The sequence below is a fragment of the Caenispirillum bisanense genome (assembly GCF_900230255.1).
Taxonomy (GTDB): Bacteria; Pseudomonadota; Alphaproteobacteria; order Rhodospirillales; family Rhodospirillaceae; genus Caenispirillum; species Caenispirillum bisanense_A.
Map to the genome: position 1 here is coordinate 407,558 of NZ_OCNJ01000005.1, position 17,218 is coordinate 424,775.

At 67.7% G+C, this 17,218-nt stretch carries 16 protein-coding genes, 1 tRNA gene, 1 pseudogene and 1 riboswitch; of the genes and pseudogenes, 15 read left to right on the forward strand and 3 right to left on the reverse strand.

The annotated features are described in order from the left end of the window. Positions 1-5: 5 nt before the first annotated feature. A complete protein-coding gene (locus tag CRP50_RS13815; RefSeq protein WP_097279753.1) occupies positions 6-1,064 on the reverse strand; it encodes a glycosyltransferase in 1,059 nt (352 codons plus the stop codon). Beyond that, positions 1,064-2,101 carry a glycosyltransferase family 4 protein gene (locus tag CRP50_RS13820; protein WP_097279754.1) on the reverse strand — a complete coding sequence of 346 codons (1,038 nt, stop codon included), beginning with the start codon at positions 2,099-2,101 and terminating at the stop codon, positions 1,064-1,066. Before CRP50_RS13820 ends, CRP50_RS13815 begins: the two co-directional genes overlap by 1 nt. A gap of 143 nt (positions 2,102-2,244) precedes the next feature. After that, positions 2,245-2,381: riboswitch (glycine riboswitch) on the forward strand. 188 nt (positions 2,382-2,569) lie between these two features. On the opposite strand from CRP50_RS13820, the gene gcvT reads away from it, so the two are divergent. The 15 genes and pseudogenes from gcvT (at position 2,570) to CRP50_RS13890 (ending at position 16,906) form a co-directional block, all read left to right on the forward strand. Beyond that, complete coding sequence (gene gcvT / locus CRP50_RS13825; protein WP_097279755.1) at positions 2,570-3,703, forward strand: glycine cleavage system aminomethyltransferase GcvT; 1,134 nt, start codon at positions 2,570-2,572, stop codon at positions 3,701-3,703. Positions 3,704-3,710: 7 nt separating this feature from the next. Continuing rightward, positions 3,711-4,085, forward strand: coding sequence for a glycine cleavage system protein GcvH (gcvH, locus tag CRP50_RS13830; protein WP_097279756.1), 375 nt, complete (start codon positions 3,711-3,713; stop codon positions 4,083-4,085). Positions 4,086-4,409: 324 nt separating this feature from the next. Further along, positions 4,410-5,753 (forward strand): aminomethyl-transferring glycine dehydrogenase subunit GcvPA, encoded by a 1,344-nt coding sequence (gene gcvPA, locus CRP50_RS13835; RefSeq protein ID WP_097279757.1) that lies wholly within the window; start codon positions 4,410-4,412, stop codon positions 5,751-5,753. Further along, a complete protein-coding gene (gene gcvPB, locus CRP50_RS13840) occupies positions 5,753-7,300 on the forward strand; it encodes an aminomethyl-transferring glycine dehydrogenase subunit GcvPB (protein ID WP_176525163.1) in 1,548 nt (515 codons plus the stop codon). Before gcvPA ends, gcvPB begins: the two co-directional genes overlap by 1 nt. Positions 7,301-7,602: 302 nt before the next feature. After that, the gene (locus tag CRP50_RS13845) at positions 7,603-8,529 is read left to right on the forward strand and encodes a cytochrome-c peroxidase (RefSeq protein ID WP_176525164.1); all 927 of its coding nucleotides are present in this window, start codon (positions 7,603-7,605) and stop codon (positions 8,527-8,529) included. Then, positions 8,526-11,192, forward strand: a complete 2,667-nt coding sequence (locus CRP50_RS13850; RefSeq protein ID WP_097279759.1) for an EAL domain-containing protein — start codon at positions 8,526-8,528, stop codon at positions 11,190-11,192. Before CRP50_RS13845 ends, CRP50_RS13850 begins: the two co-directional genes overlap by 4 nt. A 78-nt stretch (positions 11,193-11,270) precedes the next feature. Beyond that, positions 11,271-11,345: transfer RNA gene (locus CRP50_RS13855), tRNA-Gln, on the forward strand. Between the two features lie 96 nt (positions 11,346-11,441). Further along, a pseudogene (locus tag CRP50_RS26515) lies at positions 11,442-11,624 on the forward strand (DUF6538 domain-containing protein); the annotation flags it as partial. 15 nt (positions 11,625-11,639) lie between these two features. After that, positions 11,640-13,061, forward strand: coding sequence for a site-specific integrase (locus tag CRP50_RS13860; RefSeq protein ID WP_176525165.1), 1,422 nt, complete (start codon positions 11,640-11,642; stop codon positions 13,059-13,061). 233 nt (positions 13,062-13,294) lie between these two features. Further along, complete coding sequence (locus CRP50_RS13865) at positions 13,295-14,089, forward strand: hypothetical protein (protein WP_097279761.1); 795 nt, start codon at positions 13,295-13,297, stop codon at positions 14,087-14,089. 102 nt (positions 14,090-14,191) lie between these two features. Continuing rightward, on the forward strand, positions 14,192-14,461 hold the full coding sequence (locus tag CRP50_RS13870) for a helix-turn-helix domain-containing protein (RefSeq protein WP_097279762.1): 270 nt from the start codon (positions 14,192-14,194) through the stop codon (positions 14,459-14,461). A 37-nt stretch (positions 14,462-14,498) separates the two neighbouring features. Next, positions 14,499-14,996 carry a hypothetical protein gene (locus CRP50_RS13875; RefSeq protein WP_097279763.1) on the forward strand — a complete coding sequence of 166 codons (498 nt, stop codon included), beginning with the start codon at positions 14,499-14,501 and terminating at the stop codon, positions 14,994-14,996. A 214-nt stretch (positions 14,997-15,210) separates the two neighbouring features. After that, positions 15,211-15,624, forward strand: coding sequence for a hypothetical protein (locus CRP50_RS13880; protein ID WP_097279764.1), 414 nt, complete (start codon positions 15,211-15,213; stop codon positions 15,622-15,624). A gap of 81 nt (positions 15,625-15,705) precedes the next feature. After that, positions 15,706-16,005 carry a hypothetical protein gene (locus CRP50_RS13885; protein WP_097279765.1) on the forward strand — a complete coding sequence of 100 codons (300 nt, stop codon included), beginning with the start codon at positions 15,706-15,708 and terminating at the stop codon, positions 16,003-16,005. Beyond that, positions 15,998-16,906 carry a hypothetical protein gene (locus CRP50_RS13890; protein WP_097279766.1) on the forward strand — a complete coding sequence of 303 codons (909 nt, stop codon included), beginning with the start codon at positions 15,998-16,000 and terminating at the stop codon, positions 16,904-16,906. The genes CRP50_RS13885 and CRP50_RS13890 overlap by 8 nt, the downstream gene beginning before the upstream one ends. 90 nt (positions 16,907-16,996) lie before the next feature. On the opposite strand, the gene CRP50_RS13895 is transcribed toward CRP50_RS13890, so the two are convergent. Beyond that, on the reverse strand, positions 16,997-17,218 hold a 222-nt coding region (locus CRP50_RS13895), incomplete at its 5' end, for an ATP-binding protein (RefSeq protein ID WP_176525166.1).

Here is a 17,218-nt window from a genome sequence, read left to right on the forward strand (position 1 = left end):
GCGCCCTACTCCGCCGCCGCCACGGCCTTCTCGGCGACCACGCGGGTGAAGAAGTCGCGGTACTGCGCCACCACCTGGGCCTCGGTGTACTCGGCCTCGTAAGCGGCCCGGCCGGCGGCCCCGAGCTTCGCCCGCAGGTCCTTGTCGCGCATCAGCTTCTTGATGGCGTCGGCGAGCGCGATGGGGTCGTCCACCGGCGTCAGGAGGCCGGTTTCACCGTCGGTGACGAGCTTGGCCGGCCCCTGGCTGGCGGTGGCGATGACGGCGCGGCCGTGCGCCCAGGCCTCGATCACCACGTTGCCGAGGGGCTCGTGCCGCGACGGGCAGACGAACATGTCGGCGGCGGCATAGAGCGACGCCACGTCTTCCCGCCACCCCAGGAACCGCACCCGCGGCTTGATGCCGAGCGCGTGCGCCTGGTCCTCCAGCTGCTGACGCAGCGGGCCGTCGCCGGCGATCCACAGATAGACGTCGGACAGCCGCGCCATGGCCTTCAGCAGCACGTCGAAGCCCTTGTTCTCGTGCAGGCGGCCGAGCGCGAAGATGAGCGGCACGCTGTCGGGCGTGTAGTTGGGCTTGCGCGGCGCGGCCGGTGCCTGCTCGGCATTGACGAAGTTGGGCAGGTAATGCGCCCGCTCCGCCGGCCAGCCGTTCTTCACCAGGTAATCGACGATGTCGTGGGTATTGCCGACCAGATGGTCGCAGCCGCGGTAGTATTTCAGGTCGTAGTAACCGCCGAGCCGCGCCACGTGCACGAAGCCCTCCGCCTTGGGGCAGAAGCTGGTGGCGCGGTTCATCCAGGTCAGCACCACGTGCGGCTTGAAGCGCTCGATCTCGCGCTTGAAGGCCGGCTTGGTCTTGAAGTCGAAGCGGCCGCCGAACGGCAGCTCCACCGGGTTGAGCCCCACTTCGCGCAGCTTGCGGCCGCGCTCGGCGTTCTGGCGCAGCACCACGTGCTGCTGGATGCCGGCGCGGTGCAAAGCCGTCACCAGCCGCTCGAAGAACAGCTCGGCGCCGCCGTGTTCGGCACCGGCCATGGCCTGTAGAATCCGCAAACGCTCCATCAGTCCTCCGGCAGCAGCCGCTCGAAGGCGGCGGCGGCATCGTTCCAGGTCCATGACCGTTGTTCCGCCAGCGCGGTCCGGTGGAGTTTCCGCCACAGTGCATCGTCGCGCAAGAGCCGCACGGCATCGGAAACAAAAGCCGTGTCATCGGTGGCGACGAAGCCGGTCCCGCCGGACCGCACGCGCTCCGGCAGCGCCCCCTGGTTCAGCACCACCGCCGGCAGGCCGAGCGCCTGCGCCTCGGCGACGGCGAAGCAGAAGGTCTCGTTGAGGTCGCCGGGGTAGAGCATGACCCGCGCCTCCTGCAGCACCGCCGCCAGCGCCTCGCGCGGCAACGGATCGTGCAGCACCACCCCGGCGCCGGCCAGGGCGCGGGCGCGGTCGAGCACGCGGCGCATGGCGTCGGCCTTGCGGTCGCCGACGCTGCCATAGACGCCGGGGCCGCAGTAGAGATCGAGCCCCGCCTCCGGCACCTGCGGCCGGATGTCCCGCTCCCAGCGGTCGAGCAGCCAGTCGAGCCCGCGCAAGGGGTTGGAGGTGAACACCGCCCGCGGCGCCGGCGGCTCGCGCGGCGCGGCGTGCAGGAAGGTGTCGGGCAGGCCGTGCGGGATCACCAACCGGCCGCCGTCGGGCACCCAGGCGGGCAGGGTCGACAGGTGATAGGCGCCGAGGCAGACGATCACCGGCCGCGTCACCGCCAGCTTCCACAGATAGCGCGCCTTCAGCAGGTAGCGGCAGGGGTTGTGGACCCAGAAGGCGGTGCGCCGCGCCCCCGGCAGGGCGCGCAACAGCTTGTCCGAGCGGTTGGCGATGTGCAGGTCGCAGGCGGCCGGGAAGCCCTCGGCGAGCGGCCGCCACGCCACCCCCGCCACCTCCACCGGCGCCGTGCAGGCGTTGCGCACCTCCACCCGGTGGCCGCGCGCCGCCAGGGCTTCGGCCAGCGCCACGAAGGCCCCTTCGGCGCCGCCGAGCGGCCGGGTGCGCGGCGTGGTGCCGTCGAACGCGATGCCGGCATCGGACAGGACGATGTGCGCCATGGGGCGGAGAAGCTTCCGGAAGCGGGAGAAAGGCGGGTTGCGCCGGTCATACCACCGCCGGTGGCCGGAGACCAAGCGGTTCCGCCGTCCTTGCGCGAGCCCGTTGACGGCGCCCGCCAGTCCTCTACACTGATGCAGTCCCGATCCGCCACGCGGGAGAGATCGGTCGCCGTTCGTCGTCACCCCGGACCAACCGCCGGACCACGCCGCCACGGCCGCACCGGCGCCGAAGGAGCAACCGCCCCCGGAAACTCTCAGGCAAAAGGACCGCGTGGGTCAGGGGGACGCTCTGGAAAGCGGTTGATCGCCGCGGCCTGCCCTGGACAGGCCCGCCCGGTCACCCCACCGACGAAGTAAGCCGGCCATTGCGACGCCGGTGAATCTTTCAGGTCCTGAGACAGAGGGGGGCATCACCCGCCGCAGCCGGAGTCCGGCCGCGGTCGATGCCTTGGCTGTCGGAGGACCCGTATGACGGATACCCCCACTGCCGGCGACGCTTTGCGTACCACGCCGCTCGACTCGCTGCATCGCGAGCTGGGCGGCAAGATGGTGCCGTTCGCCGGCTATTCCATGCCCGTGCAGTACCCCATGGGGGTGCTGAACGAACACCTGCACACCCGCGAGCACGCCGGGCTGTTCGACGTCAGCCACATGGGCCAGTGCCGCCTGACCGGGGCGCCCGTGGCGGAGCTGGCCAAGGCCCTGGAAACCCTGGTGCCGAGCAACATCCAGGAACTGAAGGCCGGTCGCCAGCGCTACACGCTGTTCACCAACGACGACGGCGGCATCCTCGACGACCTCATGGTGTCCAACGCCGGCGACTGCCTGATCCTGGTGGTCAACGCCGCCTGCAAGGACGCCGACTTCGCCCACCTGAAGCGCCACCTGGAGCCGCGCGGCATCACGGTCGACGTGCTGGAGGACCGTGCCCTGCTCGCCCTCCAGGGCCCCGGCGCGGCCAAGGTGATGGAGCATCTGGCTCCGGCCTCGGCGGCCATGACCTTCATGTCGGCGGGCAAGCTGGAGGTCAACGGCGTCCCCTGCCTCGTCACCCGATCGGGCTATACCGGCGAGGACGGCTTCGAGATTTCCGTGCCCGCCGATCAGGCGGAGCACCTGGCGCGCCACATCCTGGAGCAGCCGGGGGTGGCGCCCATCGGCCTCGGCGCCCGCGATTCGCTGCGGCTGGAGGCGGGGCTCTGCCTCTACGGCTCCGACATCGACACCACCACGACGCCGGTGGAAGGCGCGCTAGTGTGGGCCATGCAGAAGCGCCGCCGCGAAGAGGGCGGCTTCCCCGGTGCGGCCGTCATCCAGCGCCAGCTGGCCGAGGGCACGGCGCGCCTGCGCGTCGGCATCCAGCCCGAGGGCAAGGCCCCGGCCCGCGCCCATACCGAAATCCAGGACGACAGCGGCCGCCGCATCGGCGAGATCACCTCGGGCGGCTTCGGCCCGACGGTCGGCGGCCCCATCGCCATGGGCTACGTCGAGACCGCCTTCGCCGAACCCGGCACGGCCGTCACCCTTCTCGTGCGGGGCAAGCCGCAGCCGGCGCGCGTCGTTGCCCTGCCCTTCGTCGAACAGCGCTATTACAGGGGATGAGAGTCACATGACCATGTGGTTTACCAAGGATCACGAGTGGGTCCGCGTCGAGGACGACAACACCGCCACCGTCGGCATCAGCCACTACGCCCAGGAACAGCTGGGTGACGTGGTGTTCGTGGAACTGCCGGAAGTGGGCCGCACCCTCGCCAAGGGCGAAGAGGCCGCGGTGGTGGAATCGGTGAAGGCCGCCAGCGAGGTCTACAGCCCCATCGGCGGCGAGGTGGTCGCCTTCAACAAGGCCCTGCCCGACAGCCCCGGCACCATCAACCTCGACCCCTTCGGCGAGGGCTGGTTCTACCGGATCAAGCTCGACGGCGAGCCGGACACCGAAGGCCTGATGGACCAGGCCGCCTACGACGACTACGTGGCGTCGCTGTAACGGCCGGCGGGGTTCGGGCCAGCGCGCCAGCGCAGTATAGCCACCAAGACACCAAGTACACCAAGAGGTCGGGTCGAACGGCACCATCATCAGATCAGTGTCATGCCCGGACTTGATCCGGGCATCCACGTGGTCGGTCCTGGCGCCGCAGCCAGTCGGCTGGCGCCGGTGGCGCCGTGGATGCCCGGGTCAAGCCCGGCCATGACACTGAACTGAGAGGGCGGCGAAGAGCACCGCCGCCCTTGGTGTCCTTGGTGTCTTGGTGGCTAACGGACCCGGCGCCGCCCCCGTCTCCTGCGCACAAACACCAGGGAACCGATCCCCATGCGATACCTTCCCCTCACCGACGCCGACCGGCAGGCCATGCTCCAGGTCATCGGCGCCGAGAGCGTCGATGCGCTGTTCAAGGACGTGCCCGAGGCCGCCCGCGGTGCCGAGATCGTCGGCCTGCCGCCCCACCAGTCGGAGATGGCCGTCGAAAGCACCCTCGGCCGCCTCGCCCGCAAGAACATGACCCAGGCCGACGGGCCGAGCTTCCTCGGCTGCGGCGCCTATCGCCACCATTGGCCGGCGAGCCTGGATTACCTCATCCAGCGCGGCGAGTTCCTCACCGCCTATACCCCCTACCAGCCGGAAATCGCCCAGGGCACGCTTCAGTACCTGTTCGAGTTCCAGACCCAGGTGGCGCTCATGACCGGCATGCCGGTCGCCAACGCCTCCATGTACGACGGCGCCACCGCCTGCGCCGAAGCCGCCGCCATGGCGGTGCGCGTCACCCGGCGCAAGAAGGTGATCCTGTCGGGCGGCCTGCATCCGCAGTTTGCGTCCACCACCGAAACGTTCCTCAAGTTCACCGATGCCTTCTGCGAGACGCTGGCCCCCGATCCCCTGTGCCTGGAAGACCTGCTGGGTCGGATTGATACCGAAACGGCCTGCGTGGTGGTGCAGAACCCCGACTTCTTCGGCCACCTGCAGGACCTGAGCACGCTCGCCTACGCCTGCCACGAACACGGCGCCCTGCTGGTGGTGGCGGTGGCCGAGCCGCTGTCGCTCGGCCTCGTTACGCCCCCGGGCGAGATGGGTGCCGACATCGTGGTGACGGAAGGCCAGTCGCTCGCCACGCCCACCGGCTTCGGCGGCCCCGGCGTCGGCCTGTTCGCCACGCGCGACAAGTTCGTCCGCCAGATGCCCGGCCGCCTGTGCGGCGAGACGGTGGACGAGGACGGCCGCCGCGGCTTCGTGCTCACCCTGTCGACCCGCGAGCAGCACATCCGGCGCGAGAAGGCGACGTCCAACATCTGCACCAACTCGGGCCTCATCGCGCTCGCCTTCACCATCCACATGACGCTGCTCGGCGAAGCGGGCTTCACCGGCCTTGCCGAGCTGAACCACAAGACCGCCGTGCTGCTGGCCGAGAAGATGGCGCAGGTGAAGGGCGTGAAGGTGCTGCCGCGCGCCTTCTTCAACGAGTTCGCCGTGCGCCTGCCCAAGCCCGCCGCCGAGGTGGTCGACGCGCTCGCCGCCCGCGGCATCCTCGCCGGCGTGCCCGCCAGCCGCTTCTGGCCGGAGTACGAGGAACTGGCCGAGGTGATGATCGTCGCCGCCACCGAAATGAACAGCGAGGCCGACATCGACGCCTATGTCGCCGCCCTCGCGGAGGTGCTGTGATGCCTGAAGGACTGACCGCCATGGACGCCATGCAGGGCGCCAACAGCTCCACCGTCACCGGCAACCGCGGCCTGGTGGTGGAAGAACCGCTCATCTTCGAGATGGACAGCCCCGGCAAGACCGCCGTGGACCTGCCGCCCGCCCCCAACGTCGACGACCGCCTCGGTGGCCTGCGGCGCAAGGCGGCCGTCGGCCTGCCCGGCCTGTCGGAGCCCGAGGTGGTGCGCCACTACACCCGCCTGTCGCAGAAGAACTACGGCATCGACACCGGCTTCTTCCCGCTGGGGTCGTGCACCATGAAGCACAACCCGCGCCTGAACGAGAAGCTGGCCCGCCTGCCGGGCTTCGCCGACATCCACCCGTTCCAGCCGGAGCAGACGGTGCAGGGCGCGCTCGAGCTGATGCACGAGCTGGCGCGCTGGCTCAAGGCCATGACCGGCATGCCGGCCGTCGCCCTGTCGCCCGCCGCCGGCGCCCACGGCGAGCTGTGCGGCATGCTCGCCATCCGCCAGGCGCACGAGCACAAGGGCGACGCCCGCAAGGTGGTGCTGGTGCCCGAAAGCGCCCACGGCACCAACCCGGCCACCGCCGCCCTGGTCGGCTACACGGTGAAGTCGATCCCGGCCACCGACGACGGCCGCGTCGACCTCGACGCCCTGAAGGCCGCCCTCGGCCCCGACGTCGCCGCCTTCATGGTGACCAACCCCAACACCTGCGGCCTGTTCGAGCGCGACATCATCGCCATCTCGCAGGCGGTGCACGACGTCGGCGCCTACGTCTACATGGACGGCGCCAACTACAACGCCATCATGGGGCGGGTGAAGATCGCCGACCTCGGCGTCGACGCCATGCACATCAACCTGCACAAGACTTTCTCCACCCCGCACGGCGGCGGCGGCCCCGGCTCCGGCCCGACGGTGCTGTCCGACGCGCTGGCGCCCTTCGCCCCGCTGCCCTTCGTGGTGGAGGAGAACGGCGCCTTCCGGCTGGTGGAGCATGTGAAGGACCCCGCCTGCGCCGCCGCCGGCAAGCATCCCTTCGGCCGCATGAAGGGCTACCACGGCCAGTTCGGCGTGTTCGTCCGGGCGCTCGGCTACATGATGAGCATGGGGCGCGACGGCCTGAAGCAGGCCAGCGACGACGCCGTGCTCAACGCCAACTACCTCTACGCCCGCCTGTCGGACGTGCTGACCCCGTCGTTCCCGGCGCCGGTGATGCACGAGGCGCTGTTCGACGACCGCTTCCTGAAGGACACCGGCGTCTCGACGCTGGACTTCGCCAAGGCGCTCATCGACGAGGGCTTCCACCCCATGACCATGTACTTCCCGCTGGTCGTGCACGGCGCCCTGCTGATGGAGCCGACGGAGACGGAAAGCCGCCAGACGCTCGACGTGTTCATCACCGCCGTGCGTCATCTGGCGGAAAAGGCGAAGAGCGACGCCGACAGCTTCAAGCAGGCCCCGCGCCTGACGCCGCGGCGGCGCCTCGACGAGACGCTGGCAGCCCGCAAGCCGGTGCTGCGCTGGTCCCCACAAACCGAAGGGTGATGCGCCGTCTGCGCGCAGGTAATCCAACGGTCCTAGCGCATAAGGGGAAGCCGGCCGGAAGGAGGCCGGCTTCGCCTTTTTTATTTGTCCACTACCCCTTTCGCCTGCATCATGATGCTTAAAGCTTAGTCGCCTGGTAGGGATACGCGATGCAGTCGTGCGCGAGCTCGACCAACGGCATGGGGAAAGGGCGGCTCCGACCGTCGGCGCCGCGCTCGCGTGGGGCCGCTCTCCTGCGGGCCGCCGCGGGTGCCGTCGCGCTTCTCCTGCCGGCCGCGCCCTGCGCCGCCGCCGAGGGCCCGGTGCAGCCCGGCGACGTGCCGCGCGTGGTGGTCGCCGGCGAGCCGGTGGAGCCCGTGCCGGTGGCCGTGCCCGTCGACCCCGCCCTCGCCGACCTGGGACGGCATCTGTTCTTCGACACCCGCCTGTCGGGCGACGGCACCCTGTCCTGCGCGTCCTGCCACGACCTCGCCACCGGCGGCGACGACGGCCGACCCCGCGCCGTCGGCCCCGGCGGAGTCCTGCGGCCCTACAACGCGCCGAGCCTGTTCAACCTCGCCTTCCACGACCGCTACGGCTGGGCCGCCGAATACCGCTCCCTGCCGCAGCAGGTGGGCCACGCGGTGGAGGAGGAGATGGGCGCCACCTGGCCGCAGGTGACGGCACGCCTGGCGGCGGACCCGGCCGTGACGCAGCGCGCGCCGCAGGGCCTCGACCGGCCGCTGGCGGAGGCGGCGCTGGCGGCCTACGTCGCCTCGCTGGTGACGCCCGACTCCCGCTTCGACCGCTGGCTCGGCGGCGATGCCACCGCCCTGACCGAGGAGGAACGGCGCGGCTACGCCCTGTTCAAGTCCTACGGTTGCGCCTCGTGCCACCAGGGCAAGGCCATGGGCGGGACCATGGTGCAGAAGGTCGGGCTGTTCCACCCCTTCTTCCCGCGCCGTGGTGATTCGCCCGAAGCCGACCTCGGCCGCTTCGCCGTCACCGGCCAGGAACAGGACCGCCACGTCTTCAAGGTGCCGTCGCTGCGCAACGTGGCCGAGACCGCGCCCTACCTGCACGACGGCTCGGTGGCGACCCTGGAAGGCGCCGTGCGGCTCATGGCCTACTACCAGGTGGGCCGCAGCCCGGAAGACCTCGACGTCGCCGCCATCAGCGCCTTCCTGCGCACCCTGACCGGCACCCCGCCCGGCACCATCCGCCCGCCGGTGCGGAAGGTGGGATCATGACGCCGGGACGTGTCGCCATCCAGATCGTCGGCGCGCTGCTGGTCGGGGCGCTGACCGTGTTCTTCCTGCAGAGCCGGGTCGACACCGCCCTGCCGCGCGAAGCCGCCGCCGAGGTGCAGGCCTTCAGCCAGCGGGATGCCACGCTCAACCGCGACCTCGTGCTGGCGCGCTACGGCTATCTGGCGCATGTCGACCCGCTGGTGGAGCACCTGCGCGCCCTCTACGCCCACGCCGGACGCCTCGACAGCCTCGCCGACGGCCTCGACACCCCCTGGCGCGACGAGGCCCGCGCCGCCGTCGCCGACCTGCGCCGCGAACTCGCCCGCAAGGACGACCACATCGAGGCCTTCAAGTCCGCCAACGCCGTGCTGCACGCCTCCCTCGCCTACTTCCCGACGGCCGTCGAGGAGATCCTGGCCGAGCTCGACACCACGCGCCTGACGTCGCCGCGCCGCATGGCCGCCGAGCGCGCCGCCGGCGCCCTGCTGCGCGCCGTGCTCGACGACACCCGGCCGGGGCCGGAGCCGCTGTCCGACGCCGTCGCCGAGGCGCGCCGGCAGCTGGGCACCGCGGCCCAGGGCGGCAGCGCCCTGCTCGACCAGACGCTGGCGACGGCCTTCGCGCACCTGGACATGATCACGGCGCAGAAGGCGAGCCTCGATTCCCACCTGCGGGCGGCGACCGGCGTCGCCATCGAGGCGCCGGCGCGGCGGGTCGATGCCTCCTACGCCGCCGCCTTCGCCGCCGCCGGCGAGCGCGCCACCCTGTTCCGCGGCCTGCTGTTCGGCACCGCCGTGCTGCTGGTGCTCTACGTCGCCGCCGTGCTCGCCCGCCTGCGGGTGAAGGCCGCCGCGCTGTCCCGCTCCAACGCCGACCTGCGGCAGGAAATGGCGAGCCGGGCCGCCGCCGAAACCCAGCTCGCCATCACCGGCAAGGTGTTCGACAGCGCCGTGGAAGGCGTCATCGTCGCCGACGCCGAAGGGCGCATCGTCTCGGTCAATCCGGCCTTCACCGCCATCACCGGCGTGCTGCCGGGCGATGCCGTCGGCCGCCACTGGGGCACGCTCACCCGCGCCAGCCGCGCCGACCAGGACTTCCCCGGCATCTGGCGCACCGCCCGCCAGGAAGGCCGCTGGCAGGGCGAGGTGTGGAACACCCGCCCCGACGGCAGCGAATACGCCATCATGCTGACCGTCACCATGATCGAGGACTGGGACGGCCGGCCGCGCAACTACGTCGCGCTGTTCCACGACGTCACCGACGCCAAGGCCAGCGCCGAGGAACTGCACTTCCGCACCTACCACGACGCGCTGACCGGCCTGCCCAACCGCGCCATGGTGAAGAACCGCCTCGCCATGGCCATCGGCCTGCGCAAGCCGGACGAGACGGTGGCGCTGGCGCTGTTCGACCTCGACAACTTCCGCACCTTCAACGACGGCCTCGGCCACGCCGTCGGCGACGCCCTCATCCGCGAGGTGGGCGAGCGCCTGTCGGCGGTGGTGGACGTGGAGACGCACACCGTCGGCCGCCTGGGCGCCGACGAGTTCGCCCTGGTGCTGCGCGGCTTCACCGACGTGCAGCAGACGGTGGCCGTGCTGCGCCGCGCCTACCAGGACCTCGCCCGGCCGCTGCACCTGGAGGGGCACGAGCTCTATACCAGCGCCTCGGTCGGCGTCGCCGTGCACCCGACCGACGGCCTGGACGCCGAGGCCCTGTTCAAGAACGCCGACGTGGCGCTCGCCCGTGCCAAGGAGGCCGGCGGCAACACCTTCCAGTTCTACACCCAGGACATGGAAGCCGCCGTGTTCCGCCGCCTGACCCTGGAGGCCGACCTGCGCCGCGGCCTCAAGCGCCACGAGTTCGCCCTCGCCTACCAGCCCAAGGTCTGTGCCCGCACCGGCCAGGTGGTGGGGCTGGAGGCGCTGGTGCGCTGGCTGCCGGCGGGTCGGCCCATGGTGTCGCCGGCCGAGTTCATCCCGGTGGCGGAACAGACCGGCCTCATCGTGCCGCTGGGTGCCTGGATCCTGCAGGAGGCGACCACCTTCGCCGAGGGCCTGCGCCGCCAGGGCTTCGCCGACCTGACCGTCGCCGTGAACCTGTCGGCCCGCCAGTTCCGCGAGCGCACCCTCATCGACGACGTCGCCGCCGCCCTCGGCCGCTCCGGCCTGCCGGCGGCCAACCTGGAGCTTGAAATCACCGAGAGCATGGTGATGGACGACGCCGAACAGTCCATCGCCACCCTGCGCCGCCTGAAGGGCATGGGGCTGCGGGTCGCCGTGGACGACTTCGGCACCGGCTATTCCTCGCTGAGCTACCTGAAGCGCTTCCCGCTCGACGCGCTGAAGATCGACCAGGGCTTCGTGCGCGACCTGACCAGCGAGGCCGACGACCGCGCCATCGTGGCGGCCATCATCTCGCTCGCCCGCTCGCTCGGGCTGAAGGTGGTGGCGGAGGGCGTGGAGACGCAGGCCCACTTCGACTACCTGCGCGCCGGCGGCTGCGACCAGTTGCAGGGCTACCTGCTGAGCCGCCCGCTGATGGGCGACGACATCACGGCCTTCCTGCACCGTCACCGCGAAGGCTGGCAGCCCGACCCCGCCAGCGCCGCCACCACCCCCTGGGCCGCCCGCGCAGCGACCGGGGAGCAGGGTGCGCTCGCCTGATCGGGCATCGGAGCGGCTTGCGCGGGCGCGCCGGATGGACTACTTTCGCGTCCCTCCCCGGCCTCCGGCCGGCGCTGCTGGGGCGTCGCCAAGCGGTAAGGCAGCGGTTTTTGGTACCGCCATTCGCAGGTTCGAATCCTGCCGCCCCAGCCATCTTCCCCGAGATAGACATTTCAGTGCCTTAACAGGCGGCCAAGTCCCGTGTGGACCATATGTGTGGACCAGCCCCGTGTATCACGGAGGCCACGCATGGCAACGCTCGCGACCCACATCCATCGCCGCGGAGGGACTTACCATCTGCGGTGCAGGGTCCCGCTTGATCTGGTAGACAAGACGGGACGCACTGAGATCCGCCGTAGCCTGAGAACCTCTTCTCCAGCAGAGGCGAAGCGGCGTGGATCGGTGCTGTTCACTCGGCTATCGAAAGTCTTCTCGGAGATTAGGGTCTTGGCGAATCCGAAGGATGAACTCATTGCAGTTCTCATGGACACGGTCTCTCTGGAAGCGTCAGTCGCGGAACAGGAAGCCAGGAACCGTGAAACGGAACGGACGCTCAATGGGCTACGGAAAGCGGTCGAGGATATCCGAGCCTGCGAGGAGCAATCCCTCAAGCTTCGCCTTGCCGCTTCAGAACTGAAGGCCCTGGACATCCAAGCCCAGCGTGTCGCGGATATCGCCAAACTGAAAAGTCTCACCGATCAAGCGGAGCATCTGAAATCTCTTGTGTCGAGGGCGGGTGCCTCCGTGCAGAAACGAGAGATTCCAACGGTCCTTCAATATCTTGAGTCTGCGTACGAGCAGAAAAAGCGGCTTCAGGACGATGGTCGTCGGCACATGAAGCACTACATCCGAACATTCGCTCGCATCGTCGGCGACAAAAGCTTGGCCGACTACACGGCGACTGACGTAGTCTCCTGGGTTCGGACCCTCGAAAAAATTAAGAAGAGCTTTGGAAAGTCGCCCCGCGACGCAATCATCACGGTCGAGGAGCTTCTCAAGGACTCTGAAGGCAAGCCAACCCTCGGGGTTACGACCCTCGAAAAGCACATTACGCATGTCAAGGATTTTTTTCAATCGGCCAACAAGGATATTCGTTGGGGTCCGATGGATGAAGTTGTGTCTATTTTTGAAGACGTTGAGCTGAGCGACTTTGTTCCTGGTGTAGAAAAAAGAAAGACTTGGTCCATCGACCACCTTAACAAGCTGTTTGCGTCCCCAATCTGGAGTGGAACTGGCAGCAGAAAAGAGGATCTCTCAAAGCGGTACATTCCAGGGCCTGACATCTTCCGCGATGCCTACTGGTGGCTTCCTGTAGTAGCCCTGTGGACGGGTGCTCGACTAGAAGAAATCGCACAGCTCAGAAAGGAAGACTTGGTATTCGACGCAAACGGTATCGCTTGCATCAATATCAACGACGATGGCCCTCGGCGGCTCAAGACCGAGAATAGCCGACGGCTGGTCCCGATCCACTCCAACTTGCGGAGGCTAGGCTTTCTTGATTTATTCGAACAGGCAGATCAGGAATGCCAAATCTTCACCGAGCTTTCGCCTACTGGCCGCCTAAAGAAGCTCGGAGACACCTATTCGGGGCATTTCACCAACTATCGCCGACGCTGCGGCATCTATGAGCCGCTCATGGATTTTCACAGCCTTCGCCGCACCTTTATTACGACGCTACGGAACAAGGCGAAGATCGACGTGATGACTGTTGCCGCCCTCGTTGGGCACGATGACGACCTCCCAGCCCTCGAAAGGTTTCGCCAAACTGACGACTATACCGACTACGATGCAGCCGACCTCGCAGAGGCTGTAGAAGCTCTCGATTATGAGGCACTCGGGCTGGACATCATGTGCCTGAAAGGGAGGTAGCGAGGTGCTGGGCAAGGCGGAACTGACCGACGCCCGCCCCCACGACCTGCGGTATAACTACGGTGCTGGTTTCTGCAGGGCTTGTCGCTACCCATCGTCGGTGCTCTTCTTGGGCACACGCAGGCCCAGACCACCCTGCGGTATGCCCACCTCTACGATGACCCGCTTCGAGCGGCCACCAACGCGGCGGCGACGCGGATCAGCGGCAACGAGAAGCCCGCCAAGGAACGAGCATGAGCCCCGAGGAAGACGACGCACGGTGCGACGCCCAAACTAAGCTGTTCATGGATACGGATGTGCTGTGCGGCCTGATGCTGGCAGGAAACGACGAAAAATGGTTTTCGGAATACATGGCCATGATCGAGCGGAAGCAGTCTTGCAACACCAGCAATTTTTCACCGATCTCGTCTTTGGATGACCTTGCGATGCCTTCCGTGGACGCGTCCGCCTTTGAACAACAAATTCGGGTCCGCAACGTGAGGGGATGGATGGTCGGCGAGGGATTCTCGCTTCTCCTCCGCATTAGGCATTTTCATCCTGAAGAGCAAATACCAGCGGGCCGCGGAACGGCGGACTCCCTCACGAAGGTCGGAACCCTGCTGGACAAATTCTACATCGAAATGAAAATCGGGAACTACGGCACCCCCGAGGGAACTTCGTCCACAAGATGGCAGAAAGCCTACAAGAGCTACTGGCACCTGTCACACCTCTGGGCCGCCCACATTTCGATGACCCAGCGGCTAGTTGGCGATAGAGCAGACAAACCGAAGGCATCAGCGAACCGCGGCCCGCAGTGGTGGGCCGACTTTGCGGCCACAGCCGAAAGCTTCCGCATTCTCGGCCTTGAATACGGCATCTTCGACATCCTGGCCGCCCGAAAGATCGAAAATCCTGATGATGAAATTCCGCGTCTCAGAACCCGCCCTCTCGAAGAGGTCCATCTTGACCCACTGAGCGACGACGAAAGGCGAACCCTCGCAGAATACCAGTCCAAGAAGTCTCTGCGGAAGCAACGCCTAAAGGGATAGGCGACAGGGGTCTCCTACCCCCATCGACCTCTTCACCAGCCTATTCGATACTCTCCCTGTCAGCCGCCGCCACGCGGCGAACCACAGAACAGGGAGAGACAAATGACCAATGATTACCGCCACGGCAACGACATCGCCGTCGCCACGGCCGCCAACGACAACAACCCGTTGTCGGACCACCTCACCCAAGAGCAAGCCGCCGAGATCCTGGGGGTGTCCGTTCGGACCCTCCAGCGTCTCCATGCGTCCCGTCGTGGCCCCGCCCGCATCAAAATCGGCCGCGTCATCATGTATCGCGTCGAAGCGATCCGTGAGTGGCTTGCCGCGAACGAAAACGGGACCGTCGGACGCCCGAGCCGCCGCCGCGGCTGACTTCCTCTTTCCCCACCAAAAACGAAGGAAATTTCCGATGTCGCAGACGCTCGAACTGTATCACTTCACGACGCACCACTACCTGGCGAGCATCTTCAAGCACGGCATCTGCCGTGGCAAGACCCAGGTCACCTGGAAGCAGACGGTGGACTCCGTGTGGCTCACCGCCGACAACGACCCGAACCGACAGACCTGGGACGAGGGTTGCGAACGCCTTATGACGCCTCACGAACGACAGGTCATGATGGCGATGGACCGCATCTTTATCTCCGAGGACGCCCGCTGGCCGAACAAGCGTGAGGTTCGTCTGACGGTTCACGTTCCCACCAACGACCCCCGCCTCGTCCCCTACATCGACTTCGCCCGCCACAACGTGAAACGGGGCGTCGATCGGGCCATCCGCAAGGCCGCCCCTGGTTGCGACGCCCGCGACTGGCACCTCTTCTTCGGCATTGTGCCGCCCCAGTGGATCGCCGCCGTCCACCAGTACACCAACAGTGCCATGAACATCGGCAAGGCGGCCAACGACAACTGAGGAGGACGGACTTCAAAAGCAGAAAGCCACGACCTAGAGGCCGTGGCTGACGGGCGGCGGGGCCGCTGGAACTGGAATCGACACCCAAGTCCTACACCGCCTCGCCGCTCCCGTCAACCCGAACATCGGCCGCCGCAGATTGTGTGGCCGAGCCGTGTCCGCCTACCGCGGAACGCGAACCCTGGGCTATGCCCGAAGCACGGAGAGCGAAGAAATGGATCAAAGCTACCCCTTCACCGTCGGCCTGGACTTCCCCTACGAGGACGAAATCCGCTTCCGCCTTTACCACCGCATCTGGACCAGCGACGCCTTCTTCACCGTCGACGAGATCGGCGATGCCGTCGCGGAGATCGACGCGAAGCTGGACGACCTCGAAATTCCCGCCGAGGAGCGTGCCAAGACGGTCCGCGACATCCTCGACGCTGGCACCCGCTCGATGCCTTTCGACGGCTACCAGATCCGCGTCTACAGCCGCCTCGTGACCTGGCTGGCCGCCCACGAAGGCTTGGTCGGCACCCTCTCGCCCAACGGTTTCAACGGCGTCGACTACCGCCGCCGTCCCGCCACCAACGGCGGATGCCTGTCCCGCGTCCGCCTGCCCCGCTTCAGCGGCCCCTGCGGTCGCTGATCCCCTGGCGGCGGGCCGCTGGAACTGGAATCGACACCCGACTAGCCCCGCCGCCGCAACCTCCCATGGAGACGTTTCGGCATGAAACATGATCTTTTCCGCCGCGTGAACGACGCGGCCCTTCCCAACGCGGCGGCCATCTGCCGTCGCATTCTCCCCGACGGCAAGCTCAACGGCATCGAATACGTCGCCCGCAATCCCCGTCGCGACGACCACCGCCCTGGCTCCTTCAAGATCAACGTCAAGACGGGCCGCTGGGCCGACTTCGCCACGGGCGACAAGGGCGGCGACCTGATCGGTCTCGTCGCCTACCTCCACGGCCTTCGCCAGATCGAGGCCGCCCGCAACCTCGCCGTCATGCTGGGAGTGGACCATGACTGACACCGCCATCGCCAAGACCTTCGCCCCGCTGACCGAGGAAGAACGCTCCCGTTCGGCGGCCAACGACAACGCGGGCCGCGAGGAGTTGCTGACCACCGTCCCGCCCGACGCTCCCCAGCCCGACTTCAACCTTCGCGGCTTCAAGGTCGCCCTCGTTTCCGACTACCAGAATCTCGACGGCTCCCTCTCCAACTACGTCGTCCGCTATCACAAGATCGACGCGAACGGCACCGAGGTTCTCGACGAGAAGGGCAAGCCGCGGAAGACCTTCCGCCCCTGGTCTGTCCTGCGTCAGGCCGACGGTACCCTGACGTGGACCCAGAAGGGCGTGAACGCCCCGCGTCAGGTGCACAATGTGCTGGCCGTCAAGAACGCGACGCACGTCGCCGTGGTCGAGGGCGAACAGTGCGTCGAACGCATGCGGGTCTTCACCAGCGAATGGGTGCCGACGACCTGGCAGGGCGGTGCGAATAGCGTCGGACGTACCGACTGGTCGACGCTTCGGGGCAAGACCGTCATCGGCTTCGCCGATCTGGACGATGCGGGCCAGTCGGCCATGCAGACTGTGTCGGAGCATTGCCTTGCGGCGGGTGTCGCCCGCTTCGGCCGCGTCCGCATCGAGCGGATCGCCCAATTCACCGTCAAGGACGGAAAGCTCGTTCCTCGCGAGGGGCAGGTGGCGAAGGGCTTCGATGTCGGTGATCTGGCTGCTGAAGGCATGACCTGGAACATGCTGGTCGAGCATCTCGGTGAGGAGAACCTCGTCGAGTGGGATCAGCCGCCCGAAGACGCTGGCATTCCTGAGGATTACGACCTCGAAGACGGTCGCCTCTCCCGCTTCGTGCCGACCCCGAACTGTAGAGCGACATCGTCGGTGAGGAGCGCGCGACATCGAAGGTGACACGATGGACCGCGACGGTGGTGATGATGGATCGGCCTCGCGGTCAGCGCAACGGCGATGTCGCCGGGCGGTGTCGCTGGCGGATGTCGTTCAGGTCTCCTGTCCGGTGTCGCCGGGTTCCTCGTGCGATGTCGCTGGCCCGGAAGCGGTGTCGCGGCGCGACATCGCCCGATCGACGGCGGTCTTCCGGCGGTAGCTTTCGACGTTCATCTCGAAGATGACGGCGTGGTGGACGAGGCGGTCGATGGCGGCGACGGTCATGGCCTTGTCGGGGAAGATGCTGTCCCACTGGCCGAATGGCTGGTTGGCGGT

Excerpts from the sequence above, each read along its gene's own strand:
- CRP50_RS13815 (WP_097279753.1), bottom strand. The coding sequence starts at position 1,064 with ATGGAGCGTTTGCGGATTCTACAGGCCATGGCCGGTGCCGAACACGGC.
- CRP50_RS13820 (WP_097279754.1), bottom strand. The coding sequence starts at position 2,101 with ATGGCGCACATCGTCCTGTCCGATGCCGGCATCGCGTTCGACGGCACC.
- gcvT (WP_097279755.1), top strand. The coding sequence starts at position 2,570 with ATGACGGATACCCCCACTGCCGGCGACGCTTTGCGTACCACGCCGCTC.
- gcvH (WP_097279756.1), top strand. The coding sequence starts at position 3,711 with ATGACCATGTGGTTTACCAAGGATCACGAGTGGGTCCGCGTCGAGGAC.
- gcvPA (WP_097279757.1), top strand. The coding sequence starts at position 4,410 with ATGCGATACCTTCCCCTCACCGACGCCGACCGGCAGGCCATGCTCCAG.
- gcvPB (WP_176525163.1), top strand. The coding sequence starts at position 5,753 with ATGCCTGAAGGACTGACCGCCATGGACGCCATGCAGGGCGCCAACAGC.
- CRP50_RS13850 (WP_097279759.1), top strand. The coding sequence starts at position 8,526 with ATGACGCCGGGACGTGTCGCCATCCAGATCGTCGGCGCGCTGCTGGTC.
- CRP50_RS13865 (WP_097279761.1), top strand. The coding sequence starts at position 13,295 with ATGAGCCCCGAGGAAGACGACGCACGGTGCGACGCCCAAACTAAGCTG.
- CRP50_RS13870 (WP_097279762.1), top strand. The coding sequence starts at position 14,192 with ATGACCAATGATTACCGCCACGGCAACGACATCGCCGTCGCCACGGCC.
- CRP50_RS13875 (WP_097279763.1), top strand. The coding sequence starts at position 14,499 with ATGTCGCAGACGCTCGAACTGTATCACTTCACGACGCACCACTACCTG.
- CRP50_RS13880 (WP_097279764.1), top strand. The coding sequence starts at position 15,211 with ATGGATCAAAGCTACCCCTTCACCGTCGGCCTGGACTTCCCCTACGAG.
- CRP50_RS13885 (WP_097279765.1), top strand. The coding sequence starts at position 15,706 with ATGAAACATGATCTTTTCCGCCGCGTGAACGACGCGGCCCTTCCCAAC.
- CRP50_RS13890 (WP_097279766.1), top strand. The coding sequence starts at position 15,998 with ATGACTGACACCGCCATCGCCAAGACCTTCGCCCCGCTGACCGAGGAA.